This is a genomic window from Sneathiella glossodoripedis JCM 23214 (assembly GCF_000616095.1).
Taxonomy (GTDB): domain Bacteria; phylum Pseudomonadota; class Alphaproteobacteria; order Sneathiellales; family Sneathiellaceae; genus Sneathiella; species Sneathiella glossodoripedis.
Window position 1 is genome coordinate 50,048 of sequence record NZ_BAMS01000001.1, and the last position, 24,241, is coordinate 74,288.

General features: G+C 47.0%; 21 protein-coding genes and 2 pseudogenes. 10 read left to right on the forward strand and 13 right to left on the reverse strand.

What is annotated here, in order from left to right; genetic code table 11:
* The first annotated feature begins 43 nt into the window (after positions 1-43).
* From gpmI to JCM23214_RS00285, 7 genes are all read left to right on the forward strand, one after another.
* Entirely contained in the window at positions 44-1,591 is a 1,548-nt protein-coding gene (gene gpmI, locus JCM23214_RS00255) for a 2,3-bisphosphoglycerate-independent phosphoglycerate mutase (protein WP_148301728.1), read from the forward strand.
* The gene (locus JCM23214_RS00260) at positions 1,557-2,978 is read left to right on the forward strand and encodes a murein hydrolase activator EnvC family protein (RefSeq protein WP_148301729.1); all 1,422 of its coding nucleotides are present in this window, start codon (positions 1,557-1,559) and stop codon (positions 2,976-2,978) included. Before gpmI ends, JCM23214_RS00260 begins: the two co-directional genes overlap by 35 nt.
* On the forward strand, positions 2,978-4,267 hold the full coding sequence (locus tag JCM23214_RS00265) for a S41 family peptidase (protein WP_025896876.1): 1,290 nt from the start codon (positions 2,978-2,980) through the stop codon (positions 4,265-4,267). The genes JCM23214_RS00260 and JCM23214_RS00265 overlap by 1 nt, the downstream gene beginning before the upstream one ends.
* A gap of 104 nt (positions 4,268-4,371) precedes the next feature.
* Positions 4,372-5,763, forward strand: a complete 1,392-nt coding sequence (locus tag JCM23214_RS21845; protein ID WP_159104274.1) for a divergent polysaccharide deacetylase family protein — start codon at positions 4,372-4,374, stop codon at positions 5,761-5,763.
* Positions 5,760-6,242 (forward strand): RNA pyrophosphohydrolase, encoded by a 483-nt coding sequence (locus tag JCM23214_RS00275; RefSeq protein ID WP_025896880.1) that lies wholly within the window; start codon positions 5,760-5,762, stop codon positions 6,240-6,242. The genes JCM23214_RS21845 and JCM23214_RS00275 overlap by 4 nt, the downstream gene beginning before the upstream one ends.
* A 301-nt stretch (positions 6,243-6,543) precedes the next feature.
* Entirely contained in the window at positions 6,544-6,777 is a 234-nt protein-coding gene (locus JCM23214_RS00280; protein ID WP_025896881.1) for a hypothetical protein, read from the forward strand.
* Positions 6,737-8,002, forward strand: a complete 1,266-nt coding sequence (locus JCM23214_RS00285; protein ID WP_148301730.1) for a class I SAM-dependent methyltransferase — start codon at positions 6,737-6,739, stop codon at positions 8,000-8,002. The genes JCM23214_RS00280 and JCM23214_RS00285 overlap by 41 nt, the downstream gene beginning before the upstream one ends.
* 49 nt (positions 8,003-8,051) lie before the next feature.
* Here the strand turns inward: JCM23214_RS00285 and JCM23214_RS18360 are convergent, their stop codons facing one another.
* From JCM23214_RS18360 to JCM23214_RS00325, 10 genes and pseudogenes are all read right to left on the reverse strand, one after another.
* A complete protein-coding gene (locus tag JCM23214_RS18360; RefSeq protein ID WP_369405878.1) occupies positions 8,052-8,471 on the reverse strand; it encodes a sensor histidine kinase in 420 nt (139 codons plus the stop codon).
* Positions 8,472-8,591: 120 nt separating this feature from the next.
* Positions 8,592-8,669 (reverse strand): annotated as a pseudogene (locus JCM23214_RS26345) (hypothetical protein); the annotation flags it as partial.
* A 14-nt stretch (positions 8,670-8,683) separates the two neighbouring features.
* The gene (locus JCM23214_RS21850) at positions 8,684-9,496 is read right to left on the reverse strand and encodes an ATP-binding protein (protein WP_148301731.1); all 813 of its coding nucleotides are present in this window, start codon (positions 9,494-9,496) and stop codon (positions 8,684-8,686) included.
* Positions 9,497-9,658: 162 nt separating this feature from the next.
* Positions 9,659-10,987 carry an FAD-dependent oxidoreductase gene (locus JCM23214_RS00295; RefSeq protein WP_025896883.1) on the reverse strand — a complete coding sequence of 443 codons (1,329 nt, stop codon included), beginning with the start codon at positions 10,985-10,987 and terminating at the stop codon, positions 9,659-9,661.
* A gap of 128 nt (positions 10,988-11,115) precedes the next feature.
* Complete coding sequence (locus JCM23214_RS00300; RefSeq protein ID WP_025896885.1) at positions 11,116-11,517, reverse strand: F0F1 ATP synthase subunit epsilon; 402 nt, start codon at positions 11,515-11,517, stop codon at positions 11,116-11,118.
* Between the two features lie 23 nt (positions 11,518-11,540).
* A pseudogene (gene atpD / locus JCM23214_RS18365) lies at positions 11,541-12,964 on the reverse strand (F0F1 ATP synthase subunit beta).
* Positions 12,965-13,015: 51 nt separating this feature from the next.
* Positions 13,016-13,894: a F0F1 ATP synthase subunit gamma gene (locus tag JCM23214_RS00310; RefSeq protein ID WP_025896887.1), complete on the reverse strand. Its 879-nt coding sequence runs from the start codon at positions 13,892-13,894 to the stop codon at positions 13,016-13,018.
* 29 nt (positions 13,895-13,923) lie between these two features.
* Positions 13,924-15,453: a F0F1 ATP synthase subunit alpha gene (gene atpA, locus JCM23214_RS00315; RefSeq protein WP_025896889.1), complete on the reverse strand. Its 1,530-nt coding sequence runs from the start codon at positions 15,451-15,453 to the stop codon at positions 13,924-13,926.
* Positions 15,453-16,013 carry a F0F1 ATP synthase subunit delta gene (locus JCM23214_RS00320; RefSeq protein WP_025896891.1) on the reverse strand — a complete coding sequence of 187 codons (561 nt, stop codon included), beginning with the start codon at positions 16,011-16,013 and terminating at the stop codon, positions 15,453-15,455. The genes atpA and JCM23214_RS00320 overlap by 1 nt, the downstream gene beginning before the upstream one ends.
* Positions 16,014-16,221: 208 nt before the next feature.
* Complete coding sequence (locus JCM23214_RS00325) at positions 16,222-18,402, reverse strand: primosomal protein N' (protein ID WP_037492550.1); 2,181 nt, start codon at positions 18,400-18,402, stop codon at positions 16,222-16,224.
* A 192-nt stretch (positions 18,403-18,594) separates the two neighbouring features.
* On the opposite strand from JCM23214_RS00325, the gene fsa reads away from it, so the two are divergent.
* From fsa to JCM23214_RS00340, 3 genes are read left to right on the forward strand one after another with little or no spacing between them, the layout of a single operon-like run.
* A complete protein-coding gene (gene fsa, locus JCM23214_RS00330) occupies positions 18,595-19,251 on the forward strand; it encodes a fructose-6-phosphate aldolase (protein ID WP_025896893.1) in 657 nt (218 codons plus the stop codon).
* Positions 19,252-19,293: 42 nt separating this feature from the next.
* The gene (locus JCM23214_RS00335; RefSeq protein WP_025896894.1) at positions 19,294-20,019 is read left to right on the forward strand and encodes a DUF484 family protein; all 726 of its coding nucleotides are present in this window, start codon (positions 19,294-19,296) and stop codon (positions 20,017-20,019) included.
* 1 nt (position 20,020) lies between these two features.
* A complete protein-coding gene (locus tag JCM23214_RS00340; RefSeq protein WP_025896895.1) occupies positions 20,021-20,932 on the forward strand; it encodes a tyrosine recombinase XerC in 912 nt (303 codons plus the stop codon).
* On the opposite strand, the gene JCM23214_RS00345 is transcribed toward JCM23214_RS00340, so the two are convergent.
* The 3 genes from JCM23214_RS00345 to lpdA all read right to left on the reverse strand — a co-directional run bounded on the left by JCM23214_RS00345 (position 20,933) and on the right by lpdA (position 24,228).
* On the reverse strand, positions 20,933-22,117 hold the full coding sequence (locus JCM23214_RS00345; protein ID WP_025896896.1) for an MFS transporter: 1,185 nt from the start codon (positions 22,115-22,117) through the stop codon (positions 20,933-20,935).
* Positions 22,118-22,128: 11 nt separating this feature from the next.
* Positions 22,129-22,737, reverse strand: a complete 609-nt coding sequence (locus tag JCM23214_RS00350; RefSeq protein WP_025896897.1) for a glutathione S-transferase family protein — start codon at positions 22,735-22,737, stop codon at positions 22,129-22,131.
* An 87-nt stretch (positions 22,738-22,824) separates the two neighbouring features.
* A complete protein-coding gene (gene lpdA / locus JCM23214_RS00355) occupies positions 22,825-24,228 on the reverse strand; it encodes a dihydrolipoyl dehydrogenase (protein WP_025896898.1) in 1,404 nt (467 codons plus the stop codon).
* Between the last annotated feature and the right edge of the window lie 13 nt (positions 24,229-24,241).

Here is a 24,241-nt window from a genome sequence, read left to right on the forward strand (position 1 = left end):
CTAGCGATATAAACGGACCATGATGAAAAAACCGGATCTAACAATGTCAAAACCTGTGCTGCTGTGTATTCTTGATGGGTGGGGTTATCGCGAAGATGAAGCGGATAATGCGATTGCCCGTGCGAATACACCCAACTGGGACCAAATGACAGCGACCTGCCCTATGGGATTACTGGGAACCTCGGGCTTGGATGTAGGTCTTCCCGAAGGTCAAATGGGAAACTCGGAAGTTGGCCACATGACCATAGGCAGCGGCCGCGTTATTTTACAAGACTTGCCGCGCATTAACTCCGACATTGAATCCGAAACTCTGGCCTCCAACCCTGTCCTAAATAAGTTAATTTCGGACCTGAAACAAACTGGAGGGACATGTCACATTGGTGGACTATTGTCCCCCGGTGGCGTCCATTCGCACCAGGACCACATAATTGCCTTGTGTAAAATATTGAACGCCGAGGGTATACCGGTTGCAGTACACGGCTTTCTGGATGGCAGGGATACGCCGCCTACCAGCGGTGCTGGTTACCTGTCCGAAATCCAGAAAGAGCTAAGCCAGCTGCAAAGCGCTTCTATCGCCACATTATGTGGGCGCTATTATGCCATGGATCGTGATAACAACTGGGATCGTGTGTCCATCGCCTATGATGCTGTTTTCGGTGCAGTCGGAATGCGAACAGACTTATCCGACGTTGTGTTACTTGAAGCATACGAAGATGGGGAAAATGATGAGTTCATGAAGCCCCGCATTGCATCCGACTTTGAAGGTGTTCAAGACGGCGATGCTTTTCTTGCTGCTAACTTTCGTGCGGACAGAGCTCGTCAGTTAATGCATGCGATTGTAGATGAAACTTTCGAGGGATTTGCCCGCAAGTTCCAGCCAAAGTTAAGCAATGTAACCGGAATGGTGGAATATTCTGCTGACCTAGCCTCAAAGATCCCTGCGTTATTCCCACCAGTTGAAATAAAAAACACGTTGGGAGATGTAGTCTCGCGGGCTGGAAAAACCCAACTCAGAATTGCCGAAACGGAAAAATACGCTCATGTCACCTTCTTCCTGAACGGTGGTGAAGAACAAGTGTTTGAAGGTGAAGAGCGAATTCTTGTGCCAAGTCCGAAAGTTGCCACATATGATTTGCAACCTGAAATGTCTGCACCTGAAGTCAAGGCGAAACTGCTAGAGGCGATCAAAAGTCAAAAATTTGATTTGATCGTCGTTAATTTTGCTAACCCGGATATGGTTGGTCATACCGGTGTAATGGATGCTGCTATTGAAGCTGTCGAAGCCATTGATCAATGTATTGGTGACCTGCGCACCGCTGTTGATGAAATGGGAGGCAGTATGTTTATCACAGCCGATCATGGAAATATCGAGCTGATGAAAGACCCTCAGTCTCACAAACCTCACACGGCCCATACAACCAATCTGGTTCCTTTCCTCCTTGCAAGCGGGGAACAGAACCTAGAATTGCAAAATGGTACTTTGGCAGATATCGCTCCAACAGTTCTAAAAGTGATGGGGCTGGAGATACCCTCTGAAATGACCGGTAAGGTGCTCCTTGCCGAACCAGCTGCAGACCGTGCTGTTTCGTGAATGGTTCGCATATAACGCAATAACGCTTCCAAGAGGCGTAATTTTTCTTGCTTGTTTGGGATGTCTGTTCCTGATCGAAGCTCAAGCCGCCAGTCCAGAGCAGGAGCTTATTAAACTGCGTGAGCAGCTAAGCGCATCAAACGCGAAGCAGGAAAATATATCAGCACACCTGCAACTCTTAAGCGGAGAAATCGTTACTCTAAAAAGAAAACTTTCCCAAGCAGCAAGTCGCATTCGCGAGCTGGATCAAAAAATGATTGAAACGGAGGAACGACTGGCAGACATCGCTGCAGTAGAACAGCAAACCCTGTCTGTTCTTTCAAAGCAAAATGAGGGGCTTTCTGATACGCTGTCTGCGCTCCTCCAGTTAAGCAGGCAACCTGCAGGCAGTCTGGTTGGCAGCCCTGAAAACCTTATCGACACTTTGCGGGCTGCAACGCTATTAAAATCAGTGATCCCGTCACTCAAGACACAGGCTGACGAGCTAGCACAGCAACTCGAAGCTCTTGCCGAGCTGCGTGATGAACATCTCTCAGAGCAACATAAATTTGCTGAGCTGCGCAAAAGCAGAATGTCAGAGCAAGAAACACTTGATGAACTGGTTGCCACAAAAAATGCCGCCCGAATCGCTTTGAAGTCTCAAAACAGTCAGGAAAGTCGGAAACAGGATCAACTTGCCAGTCGTGCAGAAAATCTAGTCGCACTTTTGGGTAAACTGGAAGCTGACAAACGAAAACGGCTTAAAGAAGAGCGACGCCGAATAGAAGAAGAAATCCGCCGCCAAGAACAGTTAAGAGAAGCAGCTCTTCGCCAAAAGCAAGCTGAAGAACTGGCGGAGCGATCATCTTCCGATAATAAAACCGTCCAAAAGACTCCGACACCACCTCCCTCACGTAAAAATGATGAAAGCAAACCGGTAAATGTGGCCAATAATACCCAAGATCAGGTTGCCCGTTTGCCGCAAGTTGGAACGGGGCGTCCATTTTCAGAAATTAAAGGCACACTTCCTTTACCAGTTGGTGGTAGGATAGTTTCAAATTATAATTCAACCCGAAAGCGCTTGCAGCGCAGTGGTATTGTAATCGAGACAAGAGATGGCGCAGCTGTTGTTTCACCCTATGATGGTCAGATCGCCTTTGCCGGCCCGTTTCGGCATTACGGGCTCTTGTTGATTATTGACCACGGAGAGGGGTATCATACCTTATTGGCTGGTATGGGCGCTATCGAAGGGGAAGTCGGGCAGCTTTTGCTGGCAGGTGAACCTGTGGGAACAATGACAAGTGAAAATAATGTCAAACCGACATTATATATGGAACTAAGAGTAAAAGGGTCGCCAGTGAACCCGGTTCCGTGGTTGGCGGCAGGATATAGAAAGGTCAGTGGATAATGAGAAATGTTGTTACATGCTTCTTGGCGGCCTCAGTAGTCATTTTGTCGCTGGCTATACTAACAACTCCCAAGAACGAAGTGGCCGCAAGTTCCGAAACCTACAAGCAGCTAAATCTGTTTGGCGATGTATTTGCAAAAATCAGAGAAGACTATGTAGAAGAAGTGGATGATGCCAAACTGATAGAAGCAGCCATCAATGGCATGCTCGCTTCCCTAGATCCTCATTCCAGTTACCTGAATCCGGAAAATTATTCAGGAATGAAAATCCAAACCCGTGGAAAGTTTGGCGGCCTTGGAATAGAGGTTACGATGGAAGGCGGTCTGGTTAAGGTTGTAACCCCCATCGATGATACGCCAGCAGCAGCGGCCGGAGTACAAGCCGGTGACTTCATCACTCATCTAGACGGGGAACCTGTACTGGGACTAACCCTGTCACAGGCTGTTGAGCGTATGCGTGGTTTGGTTGACACTGATATTTCCATAACAATCCGCCGCGAAGGTGTAAAAGAGCCCATCGAGCTGACAATCACACGAGCAATTATCACAGTGCAGTCAGTGCGTGGTCGCCTTGAAGATGAAGACCTGGCCTATGTTCGAATTTCGAGTTTTACCGAGCAGACTGACAGTGGTCTTAGAAAAACCATCAAGAACCTGATCGAAGAAGCCGGCGACGTTAAAGGGCTCATTCTTGACCTGCGCAACAATCCAGGTGGGCTCCTGGATCAGGCAATTGCCGTTTCAGATGCTTTTCTGACCAAAGGTGAAATTGTCTCGACCAGAGGCCGGGAAGTTAAAAACTCACAGCGTTATAATGCCACACCGGATGATATTATGGATGGCAAGCCGATTGTCGTACTGATTAATGGTGGTTCCGCCAGTGCATCAGAAATTGTGGCGGGTGCTCTTCAGGATCACAGACGTGCCGTTGTCCTTGGAACACAAAGCTTTGGGAAAGGGTCCGTACAAACGATTGTTCCATTGCAAGGAGATGGTGCGATGCGGATGACAACAGCCCGCTATTATACACCGTCTGGTACCTCTATTCAGGCCAAGGGCATTACCCCGGATATCGAGGTCAAGCAATCGCGTCTTGAAGTTCTGGAGCCTGCACGCAGAAGATCCGAAGCTGATCTAAGGAATCATTTGGACAATGGCGAGGATGAGGATAAAGCTGAAAGCGTCGATGGTGATGGGACCGAAGATGAAAAAGCTTTGGACTATCAATTACTACGTGCAAAGGATCTGCTAAAAGGAGTCTCCCTTTTTGCCAGAAAAGATCTCAACTAATCTGACCTTTTCTTCACTCGAATGATGGGTAACTCTTGGCGATGCTAAGAAAAAAGAAATCGGCAGCAGCGAAAAATTCTAGTGGATTTTCGCTGCTGTCTACCATGTACACGCTGCTATTTCTGGCAATAGTCGGTTTGGTTGGCTGGATCACGTATGAAGACTACCAAAATCCAATATCTGAACAAAAGATCGAAGCTCAATCGGAAATCACCCCAGTAACGATTGTTCCGACCGATGAAAAAACCGAAGATGGCGCGACAAGTACACAGAGCGAGACTGCCCTTGAGTTAAGTACTGAACCTGAGGACAAAAAACCTGAAAGCGAAGAAGTATCGTCGACGGAATCAGAAATTCAGACAGAGGCTCAAGAAGAACTCAACCAGTCCGTAATCGATCAAAGCACCTCGACTGAAACAACTGAAATCAGCGCTTTAGAACCAGAAACCACAGCAAAAGAACTTCAAGAGTCCAAAACTAATATCGCCACCGAACCCAAAGCCGATGGCTTGAAAAAAGAAGTCGGCACTCCGGCAGAACCTGAAGTTAAAAATGAAACAAATTCTGTCACGCCTTCATCACCAAGTCCGGCACCAGAACCCTCGGTTAGTGATACTAACGTCGCTGAAAACGTGAACACTGATCAAGATCCACCGATCAGTATCGAAAACACAACCGAGGAAAAAATTGCGCTCGCGCCAGTTCCGGATCCGGAAATTTCAAAAAATTCGGACTTTGGACTATTACCTATTATTGGGCCTGGTGGAAAAATGCCGTGGCGTACCTATGGCCGACCATTTGATGACCCACTATCGCGCCCGCGTATTGCCATTGTCATTAGTGAAATGGGCATGAGCAGTTCCGCAACAAAAACTGCGATCCAGAAGCTACCGGGAGCTGTCACCCTTTCCTTCAATCCCTATGCCAGAGGTTTACAGGACTGGATCGAACAGGCCCGGGCAGCGGGTCATGAGGTACTGCTGCAATTACCAATGGAACCTTTTGGATACCCAAACAACGATCCCGGCCCTCACAGCCTGCTAACCAGCCTGACTGATAGGGAGAACCTAAATCGCCTAGACTGGATGTTGGGCCGTTTTACCGGCTATAGCGGCGTGACCAATCAAATGGGATCCAGATTCACCTCTTCTTTGCAGGATATGGAGCCAATCATGAAGGTTCTCAAGGAAAGAGGATTGCTGTTTCTGGATGGTCGCACTTCCTCAAAGAGCATTGCTGCAAAAGTTGCATCGCAGCTGCAGATGCCCTTCGCAGTAAATAACCGGTTCTTAGATCATAAAGCAGATCGTGATACAATCGACAAGCGCCTATCAGAGCTAGAACGAATTGCCAAATTTACGGGCACCGCAGTTGGAGTTGGATATCCTTACCCTGTCACCATGGAGCGTATATCCGTCTGGGCCCAGACACTCAACCGCAAAGGCCTTGTACTGGCACCAGTATCCGCTGTAGTCAACAGGCAGGAAATTAGATGACTAACCCAAATACCCTCCCTTATCGCCCTTGCGCTGGAGTTATGTTGTTGAACCAATATAAACAGATATTTGTTGGCAAACGGATAGATATGCCCTCCGAGCATTGGCAAATGCCACAAGGTGGCATTGATGAAGGAGAAACTTCACTCGAGGCTGCACGGCGTGAGCTCCTTGAAGAAATAGGCACGGACAACGCGACCCTGATTGCAGAACATGAAGACTGGCTGCAATATGATTTACCGGATCATTTAATTGGCAAGGTCTGGAAAGGCAAATACAGAGGCCAAAAACAAAAGTGGTTTTTATTTTCCTTTGAAGGTTCTGACACAGAAATCAATCTGGAAACGGAACATCCGGAGTTCTGTGATTGGAAATGGACAGACACAAATTCACTCATAAACCAGATAGTTCCCTTCAAACGGGACCTGTATAAACAAATTGTGAATCACTTTGAGTCTTTTCTCACCCCTCCGAAATAATCGCGTCACGAGAATATAAAAACAACCGTTTAAATAGTAATGCTATCCACAACACACACTATATCTTGTGGTTTGTTGTATTTTTGCATCCGAAACAAGATTAAGTTGTTGTTTTACGTGAAATTTTATCCCTATTATTTTAATAAATATTTAACCATATAGTCAGCTTGAATTTCATTGAAAGAATTTCTCGCGACTATGGGGTGCATTCAGGGGGATGCGAAAATTTCGGTTTGGTAACGATTGTAGCAATCAGTTTCGTTACTTTGGTTTAGTATGTAGCTCATAGAGTGAGAATGAGATGAAACATTACGAAGAACTCACGGGAGGTGAGGGTAAGCGAGTATTTTATCGGGCCGAGCGCTTCAAAGCTTCCAACCTGATGCAGGAAATTTCCCCCCAAATTAATCTTGAAGAAAAATCTTTCGACATTTTCGATCTTAGCATGAGCGGGCTGTCATTCATCAGCTACACGCGGAGAGTGGGAAGCATCATTGGAATCAGAAATTCCACTCACGTTGAAACTGGGCAGTAATGAAATTTTTCAAGGCAAAGGCCAGATTCGCAGAATTGAAAGTCAAGAAGAACAGCAAAAAGTCGCTCTTGAACTAACGGGTGGCTATCTGGATATACAGAAAATCATCGCCCATCATGATGAAATATCCCTTCAAAATCGGATAACAAATGGCCTTAGGGACAAAAGCGATCTTGTACCTAGCAGCTATAAAGAACTGATTAGTGACGCTGTCTACATGTTGAAGTCAGCGCGCGAAACACTGGATGGTGTTGAGCAAAATTTGCCCGCCGATGAACCAAGACGAAGTGAGCGAATTCAGGAAATTATTTTTGAGTGTGAAAAGGTTATTCTGAAACGTTGGCGCGACTTATCGCAAAAGGCGATGGTTGAAGTTAAAAAAATGCATGGTGACGCCGATGTCATCAAAGCTGCCAAACACTACACTGAGAAAGTGCTCACACCTGAATTGACCCCTGGAGCAAGCTGGAAACGCTCATATGAAAAGCCGTTGGGATACCCCGGTGATTTCGAGGTTATGAACTACGCTTATAACCTTGCACTACTGGGTGACACGGCTTACGAAAAATTCTGTCATCGGCTAGGAACATCCACTGGTGAGTTTATTTCTACGCGGATGACCCTAGTTAAACAGAAAATCGCTGCAATCATGTCAGCCGCTTTTGAAAATCAACGCTCAGAAATCAATGTAGCCAGTCTCGGTTGCGGGCCAGCACAGGAAGTCGCCAATTTTCTCAAAGGACATGTGCAACCTGTAACCGCCAATTTCACGCTGATCGATCAGGATCAGGACGCATTGTCATATGCCTATCAAAACAGTTATCCAGAGGTCATTCGTTTGGATGGTAAAGCCTCGGTCAATTGCTTGCATGCTACTTTTCTGGAATTTCTTGCCGCTGGTAACCTTTTCAGCAAACTCGAAGCACAAGATATGATTTATGCCGTGGGTTTAGTTGATTACCTGACTGATCGTCGCGCGAAACGGCTTGTCAATGACCTGTATCGCAACTTGAAACCTGGCGGGACACTTATGATCGGCAGTATGTACGATTCCGATAGAAGTCTCGAATGGCAGGTTGAGTTCATTACAGACTGGCAACTTGAATATCGCGATGAAGACGGAATGTTGGCGATGGCCGCGGATTTACCGGATGATGCCACACGTGACCTAACCGTAGACTCAACGGGACACTGCATAATCCTGGAAGTTACAAAACCATTATAACAAGAGCTGTTAAATCTGTAGAAGATCAGCTTGCTGATGACTATTGCTTTTAGGCGCTTTGCGCATGGGGTGCTTCATACACCCCATCCATGACCCTGTTTCTCTCTGGTGGGAACATGATATGGACAATAGTCCCCTGCCCTATGCTGCTCTCAAGTTCTATTGACCCACCGTGCAGCAACATGACATTTTTAGACAAAGGCAACCCTAAACCGGTTCCTTCGTAATTGCGTGCAAGACTGCTTTCGATTTGTACAAACGGGGCAAACACTTTTTCAATGTTCTCAGGCTCGATCCCAATTCCTGTATCCGTAACCTTGACATCAATAGATCCGTCATCACGGGCATCGAGGGTTATACTGACCGCACCGCCCTTGGGTGTAAACTTCACGGCATTTGACAACACATTGAGGAAAACCTGAGAGACAAGTCGCGGGTCTGCGAAAATTATCTGATCTTTAGGCGGCACATCAAAGGCAAGCCTAATTCCATTTTCAACGGCTTTGTCGCGAACAATACGAAGGGAAGAATTTATAATCTCGATCAGGGAAACGTCCTGTTCCTGAAGTTTCAATTTGCCTGCTTCAGCTTTGGAAAGGTCCAGAATATCATTGATAATACTGAGCAAATGCTGGCCACTGCTTTTGATATCATGTGAATATTCCCGGTACTGATCAGTACCTAACGGCCGAACATCTCTTTTTCAAGTATTTCGGAAAAGCCAATAATGGCATTCAAGGGTGTTCTAAGCTCATGGCTCATAATCGCTAGGAATTCAGATTTGGCATGGTTCGCTGATTGTGCTTTTTCTGCTAAATCGTCACTTTTCATGCGTTCGCTATCAAGCATTCGCATATTTACAAAGTCTCGACGTTGCGCCAACTCCTGAAAGTAGGCTGCAAAAATCCCCATACCGGCAGCAGTAAGCAGGAAAAAATCATTGGCAAGCAAGATCATGACTGGGATTGGATTTAGCCACATCGCGCTGATATGATAAGCTACGACGAGAAAAACCGTTACACTCGTTGCATAAAGAAACCGGGTTGGCGGTAGACAACAGCAGAAAATTATCAACGGTGTGAGACCTGCATAGTAAAGGTAATTACCCGGTTCACTCGCTATGTATGTCATCGCGATTATGCTTAGCCCGGAAACCAGCATACAAAGAGCTGCCCCTAATTGAGCAAAGCGCGCGTAAAACCGGGTATAAGTGAGCGCATAAACGATAAGAATAAAGGGAATGGTCGTCGTAAAACGAATTGCAATCGCTGTTTCATAGACATCAGTCAGCACATAATAGTCTAGAAACGAAAACGCTCCATAAATAATGAGCGCTGACAGCAGCGATAGCCTCATGACTACAAGTGACTTTGCTATCGCGTCGTCATTATAGTCATTTTCAAATCCCCGATCTGAAAAACGGAGTGAAAAGCGATTAATCGCGGCCCCCTCGATTTCCTTGCCGGGTAATATTGAGCTACTGCTATTTTTCAATTGCAAGTTCCAAAATACTTCATACGGCAGCAATACACTATGTGGGAGATAGTAAAATTTACGTTAACCTAACTAAATCCTTAATTTTTGCTATTTTGGCCGTAGATTATTGAACTGGATATTTCTTTATATTAGAATTTTATTTATTTAATACTACAGTAACTACTGTTTGTTAGAAGTCATTAAAACCTTAAGGGCTCGTTTGGGGTGATAGAAAACCCATTCTTTGTCCACTAAATGAACGACCTTAAAAAAGCTTTCAATGACATCTTCTGATTTTGAAGAGAGTATAAGGTCCTTAAAAATATTTTTGATGCGCCAACCAAAAGGTTTTTTTCCAACGGTCTCAGGATATTTGAAATCCTGTCCCATTGCCAAATCCCATGGGGTTGTAAAGATCTGCCTTAATCTTCGATGATAGACCGTGGCGATACGACTATACGCTCCTTTGTCTGCAAAATCTGTTTGAGCCAACACATCGCCCAGTGAAGTTGCCGACAATATCGCGACAGACATTCCCTGACCGAACAACGGATTCAAACTAATATTGGTGTCTCCTACAGGTATGATACCCGCCGGGAAATCACTCATTTCAAAATATTTTCGGTACTGGCTGGATGGGAACTTGTGAAGACTGATTTCGCTCAAAAATTCAGCGTCCTTTACGGCTTCATACACTTCTGGCCTTGGCAATTTCCGGGCAAATTCCAAAAATCCTTCACGATCAGCAGGAGGGTGGTCTTTGTGATATCCTGCCAACGTCAACAACCATTTATCATTTTCCACACTCACAAGTGTGCAACCTCGCACTTCTGTGGGTCCAGTGGGATAGACAAGTAAACTACTCCAATCACGGCTACTGTCGGGGGGCAGCTTTAAAAAGCAACTCGCATAACCCAGATTTACAACAGTATTTTCAGTTGGAACTTCACCGAGTTTTTTTTGCTTTAACCATTTTGGTAATAGGCTCCCTCTGCCTGTCGCATCAATAACCAGCTCCGCAGTGTGAGTATATTTCGTGTCATGATCACCGCCCGTTACCACACCAGTCACACGCTCTTCAGACGGATCATACGTAAAATCAGATACCTTTGTCCCATAATGTATTTGTACATTTTCAAGCGCGGATACTTCTTCGCGAATACAGTATTCAAGTAATGGACGGGATTGGAAATATATTGGAATTGAACCTGAAAAGCGTGGCATGAACCGCTTATTGATATACCACTTCACATCTCTACAAAAGTCAGCAGAAGTAGCCCCGTTTGCTTCGAGCTTTTCCGGCAGATCAGGGAAGAGATTAATTAACGCGTTTGCGCCACCTTTAAGCAGACCGTGAACGTGCCGACCTTGTGGGACACCTTTTCTTGGGCCTAAATCCTCCGACTTTGAGTCCGCTTCAAAAATATCAATAGAATCAAAATACGGAGATATAGCTTTAGCTGTCACAAGCCCAGCCAGACTTCCCCCAGCGATAATCACATGCGTCATTCACATCGCCCAAAAGTTGAATTTTCGATCAGTCTAAGGCCAGTTCAATTTGAGCACAAGTGAACAGAGGCATAAAAAAAAGGGACCGCAAAAGCGATCCCTGATTTTTCAAAATGCAATGCGGCCTGTTAGCCCAGAGCTTCCAGAAGTTGCTCCAGATGATCTTTGCTTTCTTGCGCTTTGCGCCGCGTTTCATCATCTTTTGCATCTTCTACATCTTCACTGGCATCCTTGATGCGCTGTTCCAGATTGCTTCGTTCCAAATCTGCAACGTGAACAGCTTCTTCTGCCAGAACCGTGATTTTATCATCGGCAACCTGAACGAAGCCACCGTTGACAAAAATACGATCTTTCTCGGTATCCCCTTCATAAATGGAGATCACACCCGGGCGCAAGGAAGATGTAATTGGTGTATGTCCAGCCATCACAGCAAAATCGCCTTCTGAACCGGGCACTACGACCATTTCAAAAGCATCCGAGAGCAAAAGCTTCTCAGGCGATACCAAGTCCATGGTTACCATATCAGCCATTTTCAGCTCTCCTCAACTCTGCCTTAAGCAGCTTCCGCAGCCAGTTTGGCAGCTTTTTCTTTCACTTCCTCAATTCCACCGCACATGTAGAAAGCGGCTTCTGGAAGATCATCATATTCACCAGCAACAATCGCTTCAAACGCGTCGATTGTGTCTTCCAGCTTAACGAATTTACCAGGCGCACCAGTAAAGACTTCCGCAACGTGGAATGGCTGACTGAGGAAACGCTGAATTTTACGCGCACGGGCCACGATAAGTTTATCTTCTTCAGACAGCTCATCCATACCCAGGATCGCAATAATGTCCTGCAAGGACTTGTATGTCTGCAGTGTTTCCTGCACTTCACGTGCAACTTTATAGTGACGCTCACCAATAACTGCTGGATCCAGCATACGTGATGTTGAATCAAGTGGATCCACAGCAGGATAAATACCAAGTTCCGCAATCTGACGAGACAGAACTGTAGTCGCATCCAGATGGGCAAATGACGTAGCTGGCGCAGGGTCAGTCAAGTCATCGGCAGGAACGTAAATGGCCTGAACCGAAGTAATCGAGCCTTTATTGGTGGATGTAATGCGTTCTTGAAGCGCACCCATATCGGTCGCCAATGTTGGCTGGTAACCCACAGCAGATGGAATACGGCCCAACAGCGCAGACACTTCTGAACCTGCCTGAGTGAAGCGGAAAATGTTGTCAACGAAGAACAACACGTCCTGTCCTTCCTGATCACGGAAGTATTCCGCAATCGTCAGACCTGACAAGGCCACACGAGCACGTGCTCCTGGAGGTTCGTTCATCTGACCGTATACGAGGGCCACTTTCGATTTGTCACCTTCGGTGTCAATAATGCCGCCTTCGATCATTTCGTAATACAGGTCGTTACCCTCACGAGTACGCTCACCCACACCCGCAAATACAGAATAACCACCATGTCCCATGGCCACGTTGTTGATCAGTTCCATAATCAGAACTGTTTTACCAACACCGGCACCACCGAACAGGCCAATCTTACCACCCTTCGCATAAGGAGCGAGGAGATCCACGACCTTAATACCTGTCACAAGGATTTCAGCTTCGGTAGACTGATCCGCAAAATCTGGGGCATCTGCGTGAATTGGGCTGATGCTTTAGCATTAACCGGTCCACGCTCGTCCACGGGCTCACCGACAACGTTCAGGATACGTCCCAGAGTTTCCGGACCAACCGGCATCTGGATTGCATCACCTGTATCGGTTACTTCCTGTCCACGAACCAGACCTTCAGTTGCGTCCATCGCAATGGTGCGAACTGTGTTCTCACCAAGATGCTGCGCAACCTCCAATACCAGACGTTGACCATTGTTATCAGTATGCAGAGCGTTCAGAATAGCTGGCAGATCACCATCAAACTGAACGTCTACGACGGCACCCATGACCTGAGTAATTTTGCCGACAGACTTATTCGCCATTTTAATGCTCCCTAAAGGGTCACTTAATTCTTCCAAAAACCGGTTGAAGTGCTAAAGCGCTTCAGCACCGGAGATAATCTCAATCAATTCGCTTGTAATCGCAGCCTGACGCTCACGGTTATATTGCAAGGTCAGCTTGTCAATCATCTCACCTGCATTTCGTGTTGCGTTGTCCATAGCTGACATACGTGCACCCTGCTCAGATGCAGAATTTTCCAGCAATGCTTTATAGACCTGAACCGAAATATTCCGAGGAAGCAAATCAGCGAGGATTTCTTCTTCTTCTGGTTCGTAATCGTAGTCGACTTCATTTTCCGCATCTTCATCGGAAGCTTCGGGAATTGATGCCGGGATCAATTGCTGTTCTGTCACTTCCTGTGTCAGCACTGATACAAACTTTGCATAGAAAATGGAACACACATCGAATTCATCATTTTCAAACATCGCAAGCGCGCGCTGTGCAATAGGTTGTGCATCACCAAACCCTATTCGCTTGGATCCTGACAAATCAACAAAATCAATGATCAGTTTGCTGTATTTCCGTTTCAGTGCATCGCGGCCCTTCTTGCCAACACAAAGAATTTTGACATCCTTTCCTGCGGCAATCAGTTTTTCAGCCCGTTGAGCAGCAGCCTTGGCGATGGAGCTATTAAAGCCACCACATAGACCACGTTCGCCAGTGGCAACGATTAACAAATGACGTTGATCGGACCCTTTACCTTGCAAAAGGCGAGGTCCCTCGCGACCTTCGAGGCCACTTGCGAGAGACACCATCATCGCTTCCATACGCTCCGCATATGGGCGGGCGGCGTTAGCCGCTTCTTCAGCGTGACGCAGTTTCGCAGCCGCCACCATTTTCATGGCTTTGGTGATCTTCTGCGTCGAAGTAACGCTGGTGATCCGATTTTTGAGTTCTTTAAGGTTCGCCATTTGAGGCTACCCCCTTTTCAGCTCAAAGGTTACGCAAAAGTAGTAGTGAAGCTATCCAGAATGCTATGCAGCTTCTCTTCTGTCTCCGCGGAAAGCGCTGCTTCCTCACGAATTGTATCCAGAAGATCCTGATGCTTGGCATGCATTTCAGTCAGCAGCTGTTTCTCATAACTGCCGATTTGGCCAACTTCAATACGGTCCAAATATCCCTTAACACCAGAGAAGATCACAACAACTTGCTCTTCCATGGTCAAAGGTGAGTATTGTGGCTGCTTGAGCAGCTCAGTCAAACGAGCACCACGCGCCAGAAGTTTCTGGGTTGAAGCATCAAGATCAGAGCCAAACTGAGCGAACGCCGCCATCTCACGGTACTGCGCCAATTCCAGCTTAATCGTACCAGCAACCTGTTTCATCGCCTTGGTTTGAGCTGATGAGCCCACACGAGACACAGACAAACCAACGTTAATCGCAGGACGAATACCCTGATAGAACAGTTCCGTTTCAAGGAAGATCTGGCCATCCGTAATCGAAATTACGTTTGTTGGAATATATGCAGACACGTCACCGGCTTGCGTTTCAATAACAGGCAGCGCGGTCATTGATCCCAATCCGTTGTCTTCGTTCAACTTCGCTGAACGTTCCAAAAGACGTGAATGAAGATAGAAAACGTCACCTGGATACGCTTCACGCCCTGGCGGACGACGCAGAAGAAGTGACATCTGACGATAGGCTACCGCCTGCTTGGACAGATCATCATAAATAATCAGAGAATGCATTCCGTTATCACGGAAGTATTCAGCCATCGCACAACCAGTAAACGGTGCAAGATACTGAAGAGGAGCCGGGTCAGAAGCTGTCGCAGCAACCACAATGGAATACTCCATCGCGCCATTTTCTTCCAGGGTCTTCACAACCTGTGCAACAGTAGAGCGTTTCTGACCAATCACAACATATACACAGTAAAGCTTTTTGCTTTCATCGTCTGTGTCATTAACTGATTTCTGGTTCAGGATCGCATCAACAGCAACAGCTGTTTTACCTGTCTGACGGTCACCAATAATCAATTCACGCTGTCCACGGCCGATCGGAACCAGACTGTCAACTGACTTCAAGCCAGTCATCATAGGTTCATGAACTGATTTACGAGGCATAATGCCCGGAGCCTTAACATCTACACGGCGAGCTTCGCCGCCTTCGATCGGGCCTTTTCCGTCGATAGGATTACCAAGACCGTCAACAACGCGACCCAAAAGACCTTTACCGACCTTTGTTTCAACGATGGCGCCAGTACGTTTAACCGTATCACCTTCTTTAATGTCCCGGTCAGAACCGAAAATCACGGCACCAACGTTGTCTTCTTCCAGGTTCAGGGCAAGACCCTTAATACCACCTGGAAATTCGACCATTTCACCAGCCTGAATTTTGTCCAGACCATAGATACGTGCAACACCGTCACCAACGGACAGCACCTGACCAACTTCTGAAACTTCAGCCTGCGTGTCGAAACCCGCGATCTGTTGTTTTAGAATTTCGGAAATTTCTGCGGCGCGGATGTCCATCACCCAACCCCTTTCATGGCAAACTTAAGATTTTGAAGCTTGGTTCGAATAGAACTATCGACCATGCGCGAACCGACTTTAACCACCAAACCACCGATAATGTCTGTATCGACATCTGCCTCGATAGCTACGTCACTACCGATTGCAGCCTTCAACTCTTTTGTAAGAGCCTCCATCTGCTTGGCTGTGAGTTTTTTGGCAGAAACTACTTTGGCAACCACCTCGCCACGTTGTGCGGCAAGAAGACGGCCATAAGTATCAATCATGTCCGCAAGAGCAAATAGACGCCTGTTCTGCGCTACTGTTCCCACGAATCGACGAACCAAATCACTAACCCCGAGCTTCTCAAGAACCGCTAAAATCGCGCGTTCCTGATCATCCCGACTGATAAGTGGACTACGGATGAGCCGTGCCAAATCAGCACTCTCTTCCACTGCGGTTTTGATCGTGGCCAGATCAGACGCAACTGCATCGACCTGCTTCGCATCGGAAGCAAGCTCGAAAAGCGCTGTAGCATAACGGCCAGCGATACCTGAAACTTTTATGTTCTCAGCTGACAAGGAAAGATCCCCAAGCCTGAAAAAAACGACGCATAAGGCGCCGAAAGAAAAATTTGGTTAATGCTTACTTGCAAGACTTTTTAAACGTGTCCTGCCAGCAAGGCAACGGGTTATTAGCACAGGGAATTACAGGAGGCAATATCCTGTGAGGTAGTTTATTCACCAAAATTCACCAAATTTTCACGATTGCCACTTTTCCGCCGCTTCTTCACATAAAATTATATGGGTCGATATCTATTTGCAGGCGGATATTTGAAGGAATTTTCACACCTTTCAGCCAAGAGCGGATTAAATTTTGTATGTTCACATCACGCATTGTTTTTACCAAAAACCGCACTCTGTGCCGTCCGCGGATCATCGCAAGTGGTGCAGGAGCAGGCCCCATAATCATAAAATTTTCACCGCTGGGACTTTTCATTGCTAATTCTCGGGCAAAAATATTTAATGATTCGGCCTCTACGCTGGAGAGTATCAACGAACCGAGTCGACCGTATGGAGGCATTCCTGCAAATTCACGCATCTGCATTTCAGATTCTATGAAAGTCAGGCTGTCTCCCGACTGCATGGCTTCCATTACAGGATGATCTGGCAAATGGGTCTGCAATATAACCTTACCCGGATTTTCTGCGCGCCCGGCACGTCCTGCTACTTGCGATAACAATTGGAAACTACGCTCGGACGCACGCAAGTCACCACCTGCAAGCCCCAGATCAGCATCCACAATCCCAACAAGCGTCAGGTTCGGAAAGTGATATCCCTTGGCGACAATCTGTGTACCGATCAATAAGTCAATTTCACCTGCACTCATTGCAGCGACGAACCTTTCCGCTGCACCAGGCCCGCTCATGGTATCACTCGCTATCATCTGCAAGCGGGCGTCAGGAAACAGCATGGATGCTTCTTCGGTAAGACGCTCTATACCGGGGCCACAGGCCTTAAAGCTGTCCTTTTCACCGCAATCGGGGCATTGTTCGGGAATATGAGACGAATATCCGCAATGATGACATTGAAGGCGTTTGCTCAAACGATGCTCAACAAGCCAGGCACTGCAATGAGGGCATTGCAACCGAAAACCGCAAGCATCACAAAGCGTCAGCGGAGCGTAACCTCTCCTATTAATAAACAACATAGCCTGCTGCCCATTTGCCAAGGTGGTTTCTACAGCTTCCCTCAAGGGGTCCGATATCCAGCGCTGAGCCCCGGGACGATGATCTTTTAAATCAACAACTTCTATATCGGGCAGGCTGGCTTTTCCAAAGCGTGACGCAAGAACAACATGATCATACTTGCCCGTTCGCGCATTAACGACAGTCTCCAGCGCAGGAGTGGCTGACGCTAAAACAACCGGGAACTTACCAATATTTGCCCTGACCACAGCCATATCTCGAGCATTATAGGAAATACCCTCATCCTGCTTAAATGACGCTTCGTGCTCTTCATCCACAATGATTAGGCCCAGATATTTAAAGGGTAGAAACAATGCAGATCTGGCACCGACAACCACTTTGGCTCTACCTTCAATCACGGCACGCCAGTTTCGCCTGCGCTCAGCAGCACCAAGATCTGAATGCCATTCCACCGGTTTCACACCAAATCTTTTTTCAAATCGGCCAAGCCATTGGGAAGAGAGCGCAATTTCAGGAAGTAAAACCAAAGCCTGCTGATCCTGACGAAGCGCCTGGGCAATCGCTTCGAAATACACTTCGGTTTTCCCTGAACCTGTAACCCCTTCCAACAGCGTGGCACTAAATCTGCGACACCGCACAGCTTCAGCAAGCTTACCTGCCGCAGCCATTTGATCTTCGGTTAGCTCATACCCGGCTTTGTCAGGATCAGGAATCGCAACCGGCGGCTCAGAGGGTAGTTTTAAAGTCTCTAGCGCCCCCACATCTGCCAGCCCTTTGATCACTGAAGAACTGACTCCTGTAATATCAGCAATTTCCGAACTGGAATGTGCCAATCCATCTTGCATAAACTCCAACACTCGTTTTCGGGCCGCAGTTAGCCTAATGTCAGTAGCACTCCCAGTCCGGTATCCCTTTTTTGGTTTTTTGGGTAATAGGGCATCTGGAACACTCATACACATCCGAAGAACTCGTCCGCTCCCCTGCAATGTATAATTTGCAACCCATTCCACAAATTCCCGTGATTCTCGACAAAGCGGAGCGCAAGGAAGTATTTCTTTAATATCTTTAAGTTTTTCGGGTGGAAAATTGAGCTTCGGCTCAAGAGACCAGATCACTCCATTTACATCTCTAGGCCCGAGGGGAACGCGCACAAATACCCCCTCTTCAGCGAGCATACCATGCGGAACACTATAGTCATAGACAGCCGCCTTGCTCATAGGCAGCATAACCCGGACTATCCGCTTGTCGAAATCTTCGTGCATTATTCTTTAATTTGGGTCTGTGCTGGTATATTGAAGGGCAATGATTGGAATTTTACTCTAACACACCTTATTCTGGTTCGTCGTTGTGCCAAACTTTTTTAAGGTGGAACAGGGTAAATTGAAAATGTTTCACATGGGCAGCGGAGTTGTCACAGTGAGGCACACACTCACAAATAACAGAGATTTAGACACATGAAATTTTTTGTCGATACCGCAGACACAGAAGAAATTCGTGAACTTGCTGATACTGGACTACTTGATGGTGTTACAACTAATCCGTCGCTGATTGCCAAAACAGGGCGTGATTTTCTGGAAGTTGTAAAAGAAATTTGCACGATTGTTGAAGGCCCTGTCAGTGCCGAGGTTGCAGCAACCGACTACGACACCATGATAGAGGAAGGAAAAAAACTCGCTGGCCTTGCAGAAAATGTAGCCGTGAAAGTTCCCCTCACTATGGCTGGCCTAAAGACCTGTTCCCAATTGAGCAAGGCGGGCACGAAAGTAAACGTAACGTTATGCTTTTCTGCAGCGCAGGCAATTCTTGCTGCGAAAGCTGGTGCTACCTATATCTCTCCCTTTGTTGGACGTCTCGATGATATTGGTCAGGACGGAATGACGCTGATCAGCGATATTGTACAGATTTATGCAAATTATCCGGCCCTTAACACCGAAGTGCTTGTCGCTTCAATTCGCAACCCGATGCATATTGTGCAGGCAGGGCTAATGGGGGCTGATGTGTGCACAATTCCTCCGCAGGTTCTCAAACAATTGGTAGCTCACCCGTTGACCGACAAAGGACTGGATGCTTTTGTTGCTGATTGGAAAAAAACTGGACAGAGCATTCTTTGACGCGCAGAATCATCTCACATCCAAAAATCGAAGGATAATGCTTTGGCCAAAGATTCTAGCAAAAAACGGAAAAACACAGCATCCGTAGACATGCTGGACACGGATATCGTTCGTGAATGGCTTTCTGCAAATCCTGACTTTTTTGACGTCAATAGCGACTTGATTGCTGAATTAATCGGGTCGAACCGGCATACAGAGAACGGTGTGGTGAACATGCAGTCTTTCCTTGTTGAAAGACTGCAAAAACAGGTGGCTGCGCTGAAAGAAATACAGGCAGGTCTCCTGTCGGCTGCACGAGCAAATCTGCAAACCCAGCAAATGGTGCACAAATCTGTTCAGGCAATATTGTCAGCAACGAGTGTCTCGCATTTCGTCCACATTCTGACCCAGGATCTTCCCGAGTATCTGGATGTGGATGTGGTCACTTTATGTGTTGAGGATGGTTCAATCCCTTTACCCGCCATGACAGGGCTGCAGCGTCTGAAGAGCGGAAATATAAACAAAGCTAACTGGGCCGCGAACGATATACTTATGCGCCCCTCAGCGCCCAAATCCAAAGCCGTATTTGGGCCTGCCAAGGATCTGGTTGCCTCTGACGCCCTAATTCGACTGCATGTTCCGTTATTGAATGCGCCAGCAATGCTGGCAATTGGCAGCCGTGAAATTGGTCATTTTCATAATGATCAAGGTACAGAGCTTCTCTCATTTCTGGCAAATTGTGTTCAATCATTGTTGCAGATGTGGCTTGAACAGCAGAGCATTTCCTGAAATGGCCATATCGCAATCAGTAAGCGTTGCTGTAAAAAATTGGAAAAACTGGCTTCAACATGAAAAAAGAGTGAGTCCGCACACCTTTGAAGCTTATGTGCGTGACGTTGATAACTTCCTTCACTTTGTCTCTTTACATGCCGGAGAGACAGTTTCGATTTCGACACTGGAAAACCTGAAGGCTGCCGATTTTCGCGCATATTTGGCAGATAGAAAGTTCGAAGGGCTTAGTGCGACGTCCTTGGCGCGGCTACTCTCTTCTATCCGAAGCTTGTTCGGAAAACTCGAAAAAGACAAGATCCTGCATAATCCGACACTCAAAACGATACGATCACCCAAAAAACCCCAGAGGTTACCCAGACCTCTTTCAGAACCAGATAGCAAAGCACTGATTTCAGCCCTTGATCAAGAACAAGACTGGGTTGCTGCCAGAGATATGGCTGTAGTCACACTCCTCTATGGGGCGGGCCTAAGGATATCTGAAGTACTTTCTCTGAACATGGCTGACATTCCCGAAGGAGACACGCTGAAAGTTATTGGAAAAGGCAATAAGGAAAGACTGGTTCCTATTTTGCCGGTAATTCGGCAATCCATAGCATGCTATCTCGCGAGTTGTCCGTTTCCGCTAACGGGTGATGACCCGCTCTTTGTGGGAAAACAAGGGCGTCGTTTGAACGCTCGCTCAATTCAGCTCACTTTGCAACGTCTTCGTCGCGCACTCGGTTTACCAGAAACCGCGACTCCCCACGCACTAAGGCACAGCTTCGCCACTCATCTTCTTCAGTCAGGTGGGGATTTAAGAACCATTCAGGAATTGCTTGGTCATGTGTCCTTGTCCACAACGCAGCGATACACGGATCTGGACACTGAAAAGCTGTTAAATGTCTACCGTGAGGCGCACCCAAAATCCTGATTAGCGGGCTATTTTAAAAGCAATTGGCGTCAGAATCGCAATTGAGGCCATTGAAAGATAGGTAAAACCCCACGCCATCGCATCGCTTCGCCCACCTGCAAGATCCAAAACGATCCCGGCAATTACAGGCCCTGCCATTGCACCGCCAAATCCAACAAAGCTGTGTACAGCCATAGTCGAGCCTTTTAGTTTCTCAGGTGCAGAGGTTACGGCGCCTGATGTGATACTGGAAGAATCGGCGGTAACAAAAAATCCATACATGATTGCCAGTATTGCGACGATCCAAAAGGGAGCTCCGATCGAGAAACCCATCAGAATCGCCAATACGAAAGCAATCGCCATAATCACAAGAATTGAAGGTCTCCGCCCAAATTTCAACGAAAATTCATTGCCCAGCACACTTGCTGGAAGACCCATAAAAATAACCACAGAAGATACAAGACTGACGCTTAACCATTCAGGTGGAGCTGATTGAGTCGCCGCAAATGTGAGAAATGCAACAACAAACGACCGCATTGCCATCAATTCCCAGGAATGGCAAAAATATGCGGTCACATATCCCATGGTTACCCTGTTTTTCAGCACTGGCATAAAATTGAAGATATGCTTCCATGGCCGTGGGTGTAATACAGGAAGTGGTCGATTTAGAAGCAAAACAAGTATGAGTGCTAGCGGAGGTCCACTCGCTGCAACGACAAGGGCACTCTGCGGATCAAAGTAATCATTTACCAGCCCCACGATCAAAAATGAAAACGCGGACCCGGTTGAAAAACAGGCTGTATAGAACGCTATCGCTCGTGCTTGTGATAAAGCAGGGATACGATCATTCAGCATTTTCAACCCGGGCATATAGGCACACGCCAAGGCGGCACCTGACAAAAACCGCCATGGAAGTGCCGTCGCGAAATCATGACTTAAAAATGCAAATCCCGCCGCGCCGGCTATCGCCACAACGTGCCCCACAAGTACAACACTGCGTGCATCTATGCGATCAGTGACTGCAGAAGCCAACAAGCCAAATATCGTAAAGCCCAAAAAGTACGCACCATTTATCCAGCCTGCTTGCGTACCGCTCAAATTCCACGCCTCAAAAAAATGAGGCATGAGGGCCGGGAAAGCAGCAAAAGAAGTCATCGCCAATATCTCGGCGATACAGGAGAATGTAATCAGACGTACAGGGATCATGCTATCGGGAATTACCCCTCAGGCGGAACAGTGTCTCTCATTGATGGACGCTGTGCAAATTCCTCATACCATTGGGCCAGTTTTTGACGCCCGCTCCTCCAATTATCCTCGGCAAATCTGAAATCCAGATACCCAAGCCCACACCCAACTGCAATTGTTCCAATGTCAACTTTACCTGAGAAAGAGTCCACCATAGCTTCAAGCGCATAAAGAGAATTTTCAACAGCCAAACCAAGACGGGCATTCCAACTCGGTGATCGTTCACCTTCTGGCAGCATCGTTTCACCCCAACGGCGGGAAAAGGCAGCGTCAGTCATTCCGTTTGCCAAAGCATGTAATGTCATCACTTTGGCTTTTTCGTTCACATCAGACGGAAACAGTGTTGGCTTACCCTCTTTTCCATCCAGATATTCTGCGATAACGATTGAATCAAAAAGAACTTCCCCATTTGCCAACTCCAAACTAGGGATTTTACCCAGCGGATTTCTCGGGTTTATCCCCTTAAACACATCACTTAAATCGGGTTGTGTAAATTCGATTTGGTCCCGAAGGCCCTTTTCAATGGCTGTAACGACAACTTTTCGGGCAAAGGGAGAGGTCGGGCTATAACAGAGTTTCATAAGACACCTGCTTGTGAGGTTTGGAAGGCAAAAAAGAAAGGGCTGGAAAATCCAGCCCCTATATTTTTTAGATTTTGGAAGTCCAGGTCAAGAATTAATGGTTCGACCTGCAACAGCCAATGCTGCCTCTTTCACAGCTTCATTCAAAGTTGGATGTGCATGGCATGTACGAGCAATATCTTCAGATGATGCCCCGAACTCCATTGCCAATACGCATTCATGAATCACTGTTCCAGCATCTGGTCCCACAATATGAACACCCAAGACTTTATCTGTCTTTTTGTCAGCGAGGATTTTAGCAAATCCGTCTGTTGATCCAACAGCGCGGGCACGACTGTTGGCCATAAACGGAACCTTGCCGACGTTATATTCAACACCTTCTTCCTTAAGCTGCTCTTCTGTCTTGCCCACAGTTGCAACCTCTGGCCATGTATAAATCACACCGGGTATTGTATTGTAATCGATATGAGGTTTTTGCCCGGCCATTTTCTCGACACAGACTACCGCTTCATCCTCGGCCTTATGCGCCAGCATTGGCCCCGCGATCACATCACCGATCGCATATACGCCATCAACATTTGACTTGAAATTCTCGTCTACAACAATACGGCCAGCGTTATCCTGTTCAACCCCAAGGTCTTCCAGTCCCAGTCCTTCAGTATAGGGGCGTCGGCCGATGGCAACCAATACGATATCGGCTTTTAAAGTCTCTTCCTCACCGCCTTTAGCAGGTTCCATGGTAAGTGTAACTGCAGATTTAGCTTTCTTTGCACCCGTTACCTTGGTCCCAAGCTTGAAAGTAATTCCCTGCTTTTTAAGGATACGCTGTGTATTCTTCGCAACTTCATTGTCTGTTCCGGGCAGAATACGGTCCAGAAACTCAACCACTGTGACTTCAGCGCCCAAACGCCGCCATACAGTGCCAAGCTCAAGACCGATTACACCGGCACCGATAACAATCATTTTCTTTGGAACCTTTTTCAATTCCAGCGCGCCTGTTGAGGAGACAATCTGTTTTTCGTCAATATCAACATTTGGCAGAGGCATTACATCAGAGCCAGTTGCAATCAGTATCTTAGCACCCTTGATTGTCTTATTGTCCTCGCCCGTGATTTCAACGCGGCCGCCACCTTGCAGCTCACCTGAACCTTTAAAGTAAGTTACTTTGTTCTTTTTGAACAAAAACTCGATACCCTGAGTCAATCCGTCAACTGCTGTATCCTTCTGGCCCATCATTTTAGCCAGATCCAGCTTGACCGAACCAACCTCGATGCCACGATCCGCGAAATCATGCTGAGCTTCTTCAAACAGCTCAGAGGATTTCAAAAGTGCTTTTGAGGGAATACACCCAACATTCAGACAGGTTCCACCAAGCGCGCCGCGTTTTTCAACGCAGGCCGTCTTCATACCAAGCTGAGCCGCACGAATAGCCGCCGTATATCCACCGGGGCCACCCCCGACAACAATCAAGTCAAATGTATCAGTACTCATAAAGTCCCCCTTC